General features: G+C 59.9%; 10 protein-coding genes. 4 read left to right on the top strand and 6 right to left on the bottom strand.

Annotated features, from left to right (window positions below):
- Positions 1 to 26: 26 nt before the first annotated feature.
- A complete protein-coding gene (gene mutL / locus ATY79_RS23900; RefSeq protein WP_088705079.1) occupies positions 27 to 1838 on the bottom strand; it encodes a DNA mismatch repair endonuclease MutL in 1812 nt (603 codons plus the stop codon).
- 176 nt (positions 1839 to 2014) lie between these two features.
- Here mutL and ATY79_RS23905 point away from each other — a divergent pair, with 176 nt between their 5' ends.
- Both ATY79_RS23905 and ATY79_RS23910 read left to right on the top strand, forming a co-directional pair.
- Positions 2015 to 3730: a response regulator gene (locus ATY79_RS23905; protein WP_088694611.1), complete on the top strand. Its 1716-nt coding sequence runs from the start codon at positions 2015 to 2017 to the stop codon at positions 3728 to 3730.
- Positions 3731 to 3853: 123 nt separating this feature from the next.
- Complete coding sequence (locus tag ATY79_RS23910; protein WP_088694610.1) at positions 3854 to 5212, top strand: EAL domain-containing protein; 1359 nt, start codon at positions 3854 to 3856, stop codon at positions 5210 to 5212.
- A 59-nt stretch (positions 5213 to 5271) separates the two neighbouring features.
- Here ATY79_RS23910 and ATY79_RS23915 read toward each other — a convergent pair whose 3' ends face one another.
- The 5 genes from ATY79_RS23915 to ATY79_RS23935 all read right to left on the bottom strand — a co-directional run bounded on the left by ATY79_RS23915 (position 5272) and on the right by ATY79_RS23935 (position 9368).
- Positions 5272 to 5889 carry a PRC-barrel domain-containing protein gene (locus ATY79_RS23915; RefSeq protein WP_088705080.1) on the bottom strand — a complete coding sequence of 206 codons (618 nt, stop codon included), beginning with the start codon at positions 5887 to 5889 and terminating at the stop codon, positions 5272 to 5274.
- Between the two features lie 250 nt (positions 5890 to 6139).
- On the bottom strand, positions 6140 to 7027 hold the full coding sequence (locus tag ATY79_RS23920; RefSeq protein ID WP_088705081.1) for an SMP-30/gluconolactonase/LRE family protein: 888 nt from the start codon (positions 7025 to 7027) through the stop codon (positions 6140 to 6142).
- Positions 7028 to 7032: 5 nt separating this feature from the next.
- Positions 7033 to 7665 carry a 2-dehydro-3-deoxy-6-phosphogalactonate aldolase gene (locus ATY79_RS23925; RefSeq protein ID WP_088694607.1) on the bottom strand — a complete coding sequence of 211 codons (633 nt, stop codon included), beginning with the start codon at positions 7663 to 7665 and terminating at the stop codon, positions 7033 to 7035.
- Between the two features lie 15 nt (positions 7666 to 7680).
- Positions 7681 to 8598 (bottom strand): 2-dehydro-3-deoxygalactonokinase, encoded by a 918-nt coding sequence (locus ATY79_RS23930; protein WP_088705082.1) that lies wholly within the window; start codon positions 8596 to 8598, stop codon positions 7681 to 7683.
- The gene (locus tag ATY79_RS23935; protein ID WP_088705083.1) at positions 8598 to 9368 is read right to left on the bottom strand and encodes an SDR family oxidoreductase; all 771 of its coding nucleotides are present in this window, start codon (positions 9366 to 9368) and stop codon (positions 8598 to 8600) included. The genes ATY79_RS23930 and ATY79_RS23935 overlap by 1 nt, the downstream gene beginning before the upstream one ends.
- Before the next feature lie 104 nt (positions 9369 to 9472).
- On the opposite strand from ATY79_RS23935, the gene ATY79_RS23940 reads away from it, so the two are divergent.
- Positions 9473 to 10267 (top strand): IclR family transcriptional regulator, encoded by a 795-nt coding sequence (locus ATY79_RS23940; RefSeq protein ID WP_088694711.1) that lies wholly within the window; start codon positions 9473 to 9475, stop codon positions 10265 to 10267.
- Between the two features lie 192 nt (positions 10268 to 10459).
- On the top strand, positions 10460 to 11191 hold the full coding sequence (locus ATY79_RS23945) for a LuxR family transcriptional regulator (RefSeq protein WP_088694604.1): 732 nt from the start codon (positions 10460 to 10462) through the stop codon (positions 11189 to 11191).
- The last annotated feature ends 104 nt before the right edge of the window (positions 11192 to 11295 follow it).

Raw genomic sequence — 11295 nt, forward strand, 5'->3', positions numbered from 1 at the left:
CGGCTCCGCTGGCTTTTCCAGCTTTTTCAGCTCCGGCCAAACAGCCGTTCGATGTCCGAAAGCTTAAGCTCAATGTAGGTCGGACGTCCGTGATTGCACTGACCGGAACCCGGGGTGACCTCCATCTGGCGCAGAAGCGCGTTCATCTCTTCAGGCCGCAGCCGCCGTCCGGAGCGCACTGATCCGTGGCAGGCCATGGTCGCTGCCACGTATTCGAGCTTAGCCGACAGGCCGGACGCCGTATCCCATTCGGCAATTTCGTCCGCCAACTGCCGGACAAGCCCCGTGGCGTCCACCTCCCCAAGCATGGCAGGTGTCTCACGCACCGCGATGGCGCCCGGACCGAAGCGTTCGATCGCCAGTCCCAGATCGCCAAGCTCGGTGGCAAACTGCATCAGCCGATCGCAATCCTCTTCCGGCAGGTCGACGATTTCGGGAATGAGGAGCACTTGCGACGCAAGCCGCTTCGAATGCAGGGCCTTGCGCATCGCCTCAAATACCAGGCGCTCGTGCGCGGCGTGTTGATCGACGATCACCAGGCCATCATCCGTCTGTGCGACGATATAATTTTCGTGGATCTGCGCTCGGGCGGCACCCAGCGGATAGCGTTGCGGCGGCTCTTCCGGCGTGACCGGCATGCTTGGAGGCACGGCGTCGCTGCGGGCTGTCGGCGTCGCCAGTCCGTCGAAGGAAGCTTGAGGACGCTCCCCGAAGCTACTATTCGCAGCCTCGTAAAATGGGCGCGAGGGGGATGTTGCCGCCGACCAGGGTTGTTGCGGCCGCTGGGCACTCGGCTGGAAACCCGGACGGAAGGAGCGCAGCATTCCGTCGGCGCCCGTTGTCGCTGCCCGGCTGCCGTCACGCACCAGCGCCTCGCGCACAGCCCCGACGATCAGGCCACGCACCAGTTGCGGGTCGCGGAAGCGCACGTCCGATTTGGCCGGGTGCACGTTGACATCGACAAGGGCCGGGTCGAGCGTGATCGACAGAACGGCAACCGGATAGCGTCCGGCCGGGATAGTCTCGGCATAAGCGCCACGGATCGCCGACAGGATCAGCTTGTCCTGCACCGGACGGCCGTTGACGAAAGCGTACTGGTGGGCCGAGTTGCCGCGATTGAAGGTCGGGATGCCGGTAAAGCCGGTCAGCGATATGCCTTCGCGCTCGGCATCGATCTCGATGGCGTTGTCGCGGAACTCCTTGCCGAGGATCTGCGCCATGCGCGCCAGATGATCGTCGCCCGTCGCCGGCAATTCCAGCGTCGTGCGGTCAGTCCCTGACAGCACGAAGCGCACGCCGGGGAACGCGATCGCCATCCGCTTTACGACCTCGGTGATCGCCGCAGCCTCGGCCTTCTCCGTCTTGAGAAATTTCAGGCGGGCAGGCGTGGCGAAGAAGAGATCGCGAACCTCGACGATCGTGCCCGGATTGCCGGGTGAGGGGCGAAGATGCGTAATTCTGCCACCCTCGACAGCGATTTCATTGCCACCGGTGCTGTCCCGGCGGCGGCTGGAAATGCTGAGTCGTGCTACCGAGCCGATCGATGGCAGCGCTTCGCCGCGAAAGCCCAGTGTCCGGATGTCATCCAGCGTGTCTGAGATCTTCGAGGTGCAGTGGCGGCGTACGGCAAGCTCCAGATCCGCAACGTCCATGCCGGAGCCGTTATCCGAAACTCGCAGCAGGCTCTTGCCGCCGCCGGATGTCGCAACCTCGATGCGCGTCGCCCCTGCGTCGAGGGCGTTCTCGATCAGTTCCTTGGCGGCACTTGCCGGTCGCTCGATGACTTCACCGGCGGCAATCTGGTTGATGAGGGTTTCTGAAAGTTGTCTGATGGCCATGCGCCATTCTCTTGGATTCGCGGGGCCGAGGGAAGTGCGAAAGCGCAGCCGTTCCCTTGTTCTGCACGCTCCAATTCCGGCCGCTTAGCGTTAAGCGCGCCTTAAGACAAAGATGCCATTTTGCGACTTACTTCCGAGGATTGGGTTTAAATCGGACAGATGTGGGACGCGTAGGAATGAGTGCCGGCTTCGAAAAAGCGGACACATCATCTGTAAGCAGCGAAATGTCGGCTGATATCAGCCTGCAGACGGCGCTGTTTGACGCGGTATGCGAGAGCCTCGGCGCCGCATTCATTGTCTACGACAAGACCGACCACATGATCTTTGCGAGCCGCCAGGTTCTCAATTTCTTTCCCATATCGGAGACCATGCTGAAGCCGGGTACGCGGTTGCGAGACTTCCTCGGCGCGATCCACGACACTGGCATCCGCACGCAGTCACCCAGCAATCAGGCGGCGATGAGCCGTGAGGATTGGCTGTCCCAGAAGATTGCCTCGCATTGGCGCGAACGCTTCGAAGCCGTCGAACGGCACGGTACGGATCGCTGGATTCGCTTCGGCAAGCGTCGCCTCGCCAGCGGCTATGGCGTCTCGGTCATCCAGGATATCTCCGAGGACAAGAAACGCGAGGAACAGTGGCGCTCCGATCTGGAGCGTGTGCAACTCACCGAGGATATCCTCGATAACCTGCCTTTCCCGCTCTTCGTCAAGGACCGCAATCTCAATTACGTCGCCGTCAACATCGCCTTTTGCGAAAAGTACCAGACGACGGTTGACGAAGTGCTCGGCCGCAAGAGCGGTGACCTGTTCTCCAAGGAGGTTGCCCAACGCTTCGAGGAAAGTGACCGTCATGTACTGGAAACCGGCGAAATGTCGATCTCCCGCCAGCGACAGGTCTCCCGCGACGGCGTCGAACGCGACATAGTCGCGCGCAAGCACCGCATCGGCAAGCCCGGGCGCTATTTCCTCGTTTCGACCATGCAGGACCTGCCGCGCGACGGCGCCGATCTCGATGAGTTCCGGCTTGCGTCGGCGGTCACAACATCGAGCAAGAATTCCTATCGGCGCGCCTACGTTCCCATGGGCGGCAGCGGCGAGCGCCGCGAACCGGCCGCGATGGAGGCCATCGTCCCGGAGAACTTCTCGGGTCGGAAAGTCCTGGTGGTGACGTCGGATGTGGTGGCTGAAGCAGCGGCCCTGCGGACCCTCGCCAAATACGGCTTCGAGGCCTGCTCGGTCCGCGGTGAGGACGAGGAAGAGCACTTCCTGGAGATTGCGAGCTCTTCCGGCATCTCGCTCGACCTGCTCGTGATCGACAATCAGCTTGGCATGCGTTGCCTGGAGCTCGCCGAGCAGTACGGCATCCCGGCGCTGGTGATGGATGGCTTCCAGCTCGCCAATGAGCTTACTTTCCAGATCGCCCGACATTTCAACCGCAGCAATCGAGGCGAGATCGCCGAAAGCATCGATTGGGAGATCACTACAGTCGAAGACGTGAGCGTGCTCGACGTGCTTGTCGCCGAAGACAACGACATTAATCAGATCGTTTTCTCGCAGATCCTCGAGGGTCTCGGCTACCGCTACCTGATCGCTCCAAGCGGCGACGAAGCGATCCGGCTGTGGACCGAGCACCAGCCTAAAATCATCCTGATGGATATATCGCTGCCGGGCTTCAACGGTTTTGAGGCGGCGCGGCTGATCCGCCAGACCGAGGAAGGCGGCAGTTCAAGGACGCCGATTATCGGCGTTCTTACTCAGGCCTTCGAGCGTGATCGAGTTGAGTGCGCAAAAGCCGGAATGGACGACGTGATCATGAAGCCGGTGAGCCCTGATATTCTTCAGGGGATCTTTCAGAAATACCTTGCCGGGGATATCAGACAGGTCGGCATGTGACGAACAAAGCTCGTCAAGCCCCTAGATCTAGGGGCAGCATACGGTTTCAACGTGGCCGATCCACTATCGAATTCTTAAGACTTGCCCGCCATCCTTCCTGGCATTGGTGCAGTCTGGGTCTGAATGATGATGTCGGCTGAAATGCCTTTGGTGCCCGTAAGTCAGAATGAACTTCAGACAATGGCCTATACCGACCCACTGACCGGGCTCGGCAATCGCTACCGCATGCGTGACCGCATTGCCCAGATCGCCGCGGAGCGCGCGAGCGATCCCGCACCCTTCACGATCGGCATTGCCAATCTCGATTCCTTCAAACCGATCAACGATCTTTTCGGCTCTTCGGCGGGCGATGAGATTCTCTGCCAGGTCGCCCATCGCCTGAAGGCCTGTATTCCCGATGGCGCCTTGGTCACGCGTCATGACGGTGACGAATTTGCCTTTGTCCTGCCGCTGGTATTCGAGCGGGCGAGCGCCGAGAAGTTCGGCCAGATGATCCGCGAAGTCCTGTCGGCTCCATATGATCTCGGCGATCGCAATGTGAGGCTGTCGGCTTCCTTCGGCTTTTCGATCTATCCATTTGCGGGCGAGGAGTTCGAGGAACTGCTGAAAAGCGCTGAGACCGCACTCTACCGCTCAAAGCGCCGCGGTCGCGGCCAGATCACCGTCTATTCCCGCGAAATCGCCCAGGAAATGAAACGCGCGACGCAATTGGAACAGGCGCTGCGCAATGCCATTATCTCCGATGCCATTGACGTGCATTTTCAGCCGATCGTTGCTCTTTCCAACAATCAGGTCGTCGGTTTCGAAGCCCTGGCGCGCTGGAACGATCCGGATCTGGGTTTCGTTTCGCCGGGGGTCTTCGTTCCGCTCGCGGAAGAACGCGGCTTTATTGACGCCCTGTCCGAGGCGCTGTTGCGCAAGGCGGCCGAAGCGGCACTTTCCTGGCCGCGCGAACTCTTTCTCTCGTTCAATCTCTCCTCGGCGCAGTTGATGGACCCGGGGACGAGCAGCAGCATCCTCTCGATCCTCGGTCGCGTCGGCTTTGACCCGCACCGGCTCGAACTAGAGATCACCGAGACGGCGGTGATGGGCTCGGCCGATACGGCAAACCGGATCATCGCCGATCTTCGTCAGGCCGGCGTTCGCATCTCGCTGGATGACTTCGGGACGGGCCAGTCGAGCCTCGGGCGCCTCCGCGATTTCATGTTCGACAAGATCAAGATCGATCGCGCCTTCGTGTCGCGGATCAATTCCGACCGTGCGTCCGAGCACATTATCAAGGCCATCCTCACTATGTGCGAGGGGCTGGACCTGGAAGTGGTCGCGGAGGGGATCGAGGATTATTCGGAAGCGGTGAAGCTGCGCTCGCTCGGCTGCGGCATGGGGCAGGGCTATCACTTCGGCAAGCCCGCGGATGGTATCGCGACGCTGCGGTTTCTGCATGAGAACTACTACGATACCTCGGATCGCGTTAGCGCCTGAAACGCCGATGGCGCCCCTTCGGACGCCACCGGTTCCGCGATAACTCGCTGCGCACTGTCTTACTTGTTCGTTGTAGAGCCGGTAGCGGTGGTATCCATTGTGCCGGGCGCAGGGGCCTTCTCGGCTGCGAGCATCTGAAGCGTCTTGAATTCCGGAGCCGCCTTCAATGTCTCAGCGGTCTCGGACGTGGTTAGCTTGACGCTACCGTCCTGCGTGTTCTGGGCGACCGTGATCTTATCCATTGGAACGGCCACATTCTTTTCGCCGATTCCGAGGAAGCCGCCAACGCCAATGATCGCTGCGACCAAACCGCCGTCCTTCTTCATGATCAGGTCGTTGACGTTACCGATGCTCTCGTTCTGACCGTTGTAGACCGACTGACCAATATAGGTATTGGCACTGATCTGGTCCGCAGCCTGCTCGGTCAAATATGAGCCGCCTGTCTGTGCGGTGTTGGTCGTCGCAGCCGGCGCCGGAGCCTGAGCCGCGTCACCTGCCGGGACCGGAGCCGTTGCATCCGGAACCTTCGGCGGAGCTGTCGGATCGCTTGGCGCTGCCTGCGTGGCCGGCGCATTCGGATCAGCCGGCTGGGCTGCGCTCTGCGAGAACGCCGTCGGTGCGAAAGCCGTGGCAAACAAGGCACCAGCGGCAACGGTTGTGAGAAGTTTGCGTGTCATCTCGAACCTACCTTTTCAGTTCAATAGTGATCTCTAGCCATTTTGCCTTCCTTCGCAGTCGGGCGTCCGTCTGGCCGGTTCACTATTGAAATGAATGGGATTTCTATTGGTTCCCGAAAAAAATCGCGCAAAAATTGCTAATTTCGTGGAGCTTCTATCGCAAACGCTGCGGTGACCCTCGCCAATCAACCCCACCGATGAAAGCAAGAAGGGCGCCCCGGGCGCCCTTTCCATTGTGCCTGACTTTGCGTCAGATCACATAAACGGGGTCAAAAATTCCCTTTACGGTGACGTCAAGTTCGAGCAGAGACCCAGCCTGCGGTTGCATGGACCGCGCATCGTCATCCAGCCCTTCCCATGCCGTGGTGACTGCAAGGCGGTCGCCATTCGTTCCGATGAAGGCAGGACAGGAGGGTTGTGCCGCCGGGACCTTGTAACGCGAAATGCGTAGCCCATCCGGGCTGTAGCGATCGACCGTGCCGGCACCCCACCGCGCATTCCAGATGTACCCGTCGGCGTCGACGACCGAGCCATCGATGCCGCCCGGCTCGTCCATGGTGTCAACCAGCACAATCGGTTCACCGGTCGGCAGGCCGGTCTGTGCGTCGACCATCACCCGCATCAGGCGACTGAGGCGAGTGTCGGTGAAGTAGCCGATCGTTCCATCCGGCGAGAAGCAGATCGAATTCGGAATGCTGATGCCGTCGAAGATCTTGGTCACGCGACCGCCGGCCACATGGTAGATGGCGCCCGCGCGGTTTTCCGCCCGCTTGCTCATCGTGCCGATCCACAGTGCGCCGGAAGGATGCGTCCGGCCGTCGTTCGAACGGTTGTCCGGGTTGTCGCTTTCGAGCGCCACATAGAACGTCAGATTGCCGCTCTTCGTGTCGCGGACGAAGAGGCCCTGTTCGGTCGCAAGCAGTTGACGCCCGGCATCGATGCGCGCCAGCACGCTCGCCATCATCGGCAGGGCGTGCACCTTCTTTTCGTTCGTCGAAAGATTAAGCTCGTGCAGTTCCTTGCCGAGAATATTGAACCACCACACCGTGTTGGTATCGGGGTCGTAGGTCGGCCCTTCACCCAGCACGGAGCTGGTATTGCAGAGTGTCCTTCCCGCGAATTCATGAATTTCCGTCATACGCCTTAAGCTCCTACCGCTGCGTCATAGGCGTAAATGGTCGCCTTGGCACGCTCGGCAACCTCTGCTGCGGTCATTCCCGGCTTGTAGAGGCTGGTGCCAAGACCGAAGGCATGAATGCCGGCTTTGGTGTAATCAGCGAAATTCTTGTCTGAAACGCCGCCGACGGCAGCAATCACGAGCTCTGGCGGCAAAATTGCGCGGATTGCGGTGATACCGGACGGTCCGAGAACACTGGCGGGGAAGAATTTCAGCCCCGTTGCGCCTGCGCGGGCGGCGGCCAGCGCTTCCGTCGGGGTGAACACGCCAGGCATCGTGACCATGCCGTAGTTGCGGGCAAGCACGATGACTTCAGGCTCGACGTTGGGCGTAACCAGCAGCTTGCCGCCCGCCGAATTCAGGCTGGCGACGGCCTCTGTCGTCAGTACGGTTCCGGCGCCGATCAGGCAATCGGCAGGCGCCATCTTCGCGGCGATCTCGATCGACTTGAACGGGTCGGGCGAGTTCAGCGGGATTTCAATGGCGGTCAATCCGCTTTCGATCAGCGCACCGACCACGCTTTCGGTCTCTTCGGGCTTAATCCCCCGAAGAATGGCAATCAGCGGGCGCTTCATCGTGGGGAAGGGGATACGGTTCATCGCTTTGGTGCTTTCTTAATTCGGCCAAATGGCTTTGGCGGCGGAAGCAAGCCCGCCACGGACAGCAGTGTCGGCGTCAATCGTGTTGAAGGATAATGATAGTGCCTTGAAGGCCGCTTCATAAAGACCCTGCAGTCGGCCGGCGGCCACAAGGGTAATGTTAACGCCCGTACCCGCCGTCGCCATGGCGCCGGCGATTTCCAGGCCGATCAATGTGCCGGAGATCCTGGCCTGTGCCGCTGCGGCCGTGAGCCCATGCAGCAGCTGTCCGGAGCGCGCCGTAAAGAAGAGGTTGGTCGCCATTGCCGGCTGTTCGTAAGCTGCCTTGATCGCGCTTTCGAAGGCCGCCACATCTGTCGGCGTCTGTTCCGCGCCGGCGACGGCATGCGACAGAATCGTATGCTTGGATATCGCATCGAAGAGTTCGCCGGTCATGAAGCTGGAGAAGCCGGTGACCCGTCCATTCGTGACATGCACCCACTTGGAGTGCGTGCCAGGCATGCACACGGCCTGTGATCCGCTGCTTGCCGGGCCAAGCGCGCCGAGAAGCTGTGTTTCCTCACCGCGCATGACGTCGGGCCTTGCCTGATCCCTCTGCGCGAGCCCCGGAAGGATGCGGACGTCGCGGCTCTGGCCGGGAACGGATGCCGCGCCGGTGAGGATAGAAGATAGCGATGTCGGCACGTCGACATAGCCGGCCTCGACCCATCCCTGCTTTGCACCAGCCATGCCGCAGATGATGACCGGAAGATTTCCTGGCGCATCCATCTTGGCCAGGTGCGAGGCCAAAACCTCAGCAAAACCGGTCTTCGCAGCCGTCGTCATGCCTTCGTTGCTGCGGCTTTCGCCAAGGATGCTGTCATCCTTGCCGATCAGCCAAAGCCGGAAACTGCTCGTTCCCCAATCCACCGCGACGTAAGCGGGATCCGCCATCAGAAAATGCCTCCATCGACAATAAGAGATTGTGCGCTGATCGCTGCCGCGCAGCTCGACGCCAGAAACAGGCACGGACCAACGATCGCATCGGCGTGCAGGACCTTCTTTATACACTGACGCTGCACGGTCCGAGCAATGCCGTCCTCAGTGAGCCAGAGTTTCATCTGACGATCCGTTACGATCATGCCTGGCAGAATACAATTGACACGGATGTTATCAGGTCCAAGCTTGCCGGCCAGACTTTTTGTCAGCCCGATCACACCGGCTTTTGCCGCCGAATAGGCAGGGAATTCCGGCATGTTGAGGAGAATGGCGATCGACGACATGTTGATCACCGCGCCGCCGCCGGCGGTGCGCATCGAGGGCGCGACGGCCTGCGTGGTGAAGAAGACGTGACGTAGATTTGTCGCCTGGTTATTGTCCCAATACTCCTCGGTCACAGCCTCGAAATCGTGCCGGTCGTCGCGCGCGGCATTATTGACAAGCACGCTGATCGGGCCCGAGTGAGCGACGACTTCATCGACCGTCCGGCGGATTTCTGCAACATTGCGCAAATCCGCCTTGTGGAAGCGAACGGGATGCAGCGTGTCGCGCGAAAGCCTCTCCACAAGCTCGTGGCTTTCCGTTTCCGCGACATCGATGAAGGAAACCTTGGCGCCCTGGCGGGCAAAACCTTCGACGATCGCCGCCCCAATGCCGGACCCGCCTCCGGTGATCAGTACGCTTCGATCCCTGAATTCCGGAAACTGCGCAACAATACCCGTCACCTTTTCCTCCCGGTTTTGCAACTGTTCTATTATTTGGAACTCAATTTGACTATGTGGAATTATCCGATTACGTTGGTGGTCCTGTCAAGGCATTTGGGGCAATGATGAGTGCGGCAAAAGAGAGTGCGCACGGGAAGCGCGACACGGGCACCCTAGGCAAGCTGATGGTCCTTCTCGACCTTGTGAGTCATGCCGACGGCCCCATGCGCTTCACCGACATACTGGCGGTCGCCGATCAACCCCGCGGGACGGTTCACCGCCAGCTCAGTCATCTCGTGGAAGAGGGGCTGCTCGAAATCGATGAGGACGGCCGTTATCTGCCGGGCTTGCGGCTGCTGGACTTTGCCTCCCGCAGTTGGGGACGCAACGAATTCCGGCTCGTTGCCGAGCCGCACCTCAAGGCTCTCCAGGATCTAACCGGTGAGACGGTCCATCTCGGCGTGCTCCGCGGCACCTCGATCATCTACCTCGACAAGTTCGAGGGGCAACAGCCTGTCAGAATGTACTCACAGATCGGCAATGCGTCGCCGGTCTATTGCACCGGTGTAGGTAAGGCCGCCCTGTCCGTTCTGCCCCGGGAGCGCGTTGAGGCTTTGGTCGCGGAAATCGCCTTCCACCGCTTCACGGCCAACACGCATACGGCCGAGTCGCTTCTTGCGGAGATCGAGGAGATAAGAAAGCAGGGCCATGCCTTCGACCGTGAGGAGCACGAGGTCGGAATCTGCTGTATTGCGGCCCCGATCTGGTCGGAAAACCTGTCGCTTGTCGGAGGCGTTTCCATCACTGGTCCTGCCTATCGGCTCGGCATGGAAAACCTGTCAGAATGGGCTGCTCCGATCCGCGAAACATCTGGACGGATCATGGAGGCCATGCGCATCGGCCTAGGTCCGCGTCGCTGACCTGCCGCGACCGGTGGGCCTCCTCCTAAAGCATAGTATTGAGATTTTCTGACGAATCATCACAATTGACGCTCGTCAATCCCCCGTCCTGGGGTGTATGTGCTGGTAAATCGTCACCGGCGATACAAATTGCGACGGCGCGGACGAGACGCTGTCCATCAGGCTTCCATCTTTTTTGAGTTGAACACGTAAATGAACCCATCGCAGCCAGCATCTTCCGTAGACGTACACGTTAGCGAGATCGCCGGATTGAAAACGCAGTTTGATATTTTCCGCTTCATGAAAAAGGTGACGGAAGCCTATCGAGCGCGGGCCTTTATGGTTTTCAATCTTCCTTCGACAACGGCGATCGATCTGCAGAGCAGCACTGTGATCTCAAGCTGGCCAGTGGAACTGTTGGCAGCTTATGACCAGGAGGGGCTTGTAACCAATAGCCCGGTCATGAAGCGGTTGAGGGCATCGACCACGCCGTTTTTCAACGACGTATCACAGGTGAAATTGGAGCGAACCGATGGAAAGGCCGGCTTTGTTGCCGCCCTCTTCGAGCGCTTTCGCATGATGCGTTGTGCCTATTTCCCCGCCCACGAGGCCTCTGGCGGTCGCGGCGCCGTGTCATTCTCGGGCGATCGCGAGGCGTTCACCGCCGAGGAAATGCGCGAACTCCACTATATCTCCACCCACGTCTTCGATCGGTTGGCGGAGGTTCGCAGTTATGACACGCGGGTCATGGATACCTTGACCGACCGCGAACTCGACTGTTTGAACTGGACTGCAGCCGGTAAGACCAGTGTTGAGATCGCCGAGATCCTTAATCTGTCCGAGCATACGGTAAATCACTACCTCAACCGTGCGACGAAGAAACTCGGTACCGTCAACCGGACTCAGGCGGTTGCCAGAGCTTTGCGGATTGGTCTCATAAAGTGACAGGTGCGCAAATTGTGGGCTTCGCAGGCATTCGCGCCTAAATCTTCGCCACGGCCTATCAGCATGTCGCTCGATAACATTGGCTTTGCCAACTGTTTGCCAGT

The sequence above is a fragment of the Rhizobium sp. R693 genome, assembly GCF_002211315.1.
Classification (GTDB): Bacteria; Pseudomonadota; Alphaproteobacteria; order Rhizobiales; family Rhizobiaceae; genus Rhizobium.

Bases quoted from the DNA above. Each gene is read 5' to 3' on its own strand.
- mutL (WP_088705079.1), bottom strand. From the start codon at position 1,838: ATGGCCATCAGACAACTTTCAGAAACCCTCATCAACCAGATTGCCGCC.
- ATY79_RS23905 (WP_088694611.1), top strand. From the start codon at position 2,015: ATGAGTGCCGGCTTCGAAAAAGCGGACACATCATCTGTAAGCAGCGAA.
- ATY79_RS23910 (WP_088694610.1), top strand. From the start codon at position 3,854: ATGATGATGTCGGCTGAAATGCCTTTGGTGCCCGTAAGTCAGAATGAA.
- ATY79_RS23915 (WP_088705080.1), bottom strand. From the start codon at position 5,889: ATGACACGCAAACTTCTCACAACCGTTGCCGCTGGTGCCTTGTTTGCC.
- ATY79_RS23920 (WP_088705081.1), bottom strand. From the start codon at position 7,027: ATGACGGAAATTCATGAATTCGCGGGAAGGACACTCTGCAATACCAGC.
- ATY79_RS23925 (WP_088694607.1), bottom strand. From the start codon at position 7,665: ATGAACCGTATCCCCTTCCCCACGATGAAGCGCCCGCTGATTGCCATT.
- ATY79_RS23930 (WP_088705082.1), bottom strand. From the start codon at position 8,598: ATGGCGGATCCCGCTTACGTCGCGGTGGATTGGGGAACGAGCAGTTTC.
- ATY79_RS23940 (WP_088694711.1), top strand. From the start codon at position 9,473: ATGAGTGCGGCAAAAGAGAGTGCGCACGGGAAGCGCGACACGGGCACC.
- ATY79_RS23945 (WP_088694604.1), top strand. From the start codon at position 10,460: ATGAACCCATCGCAGCCAGCATCTTCCGTAGACGTACACGTTAGCGAG.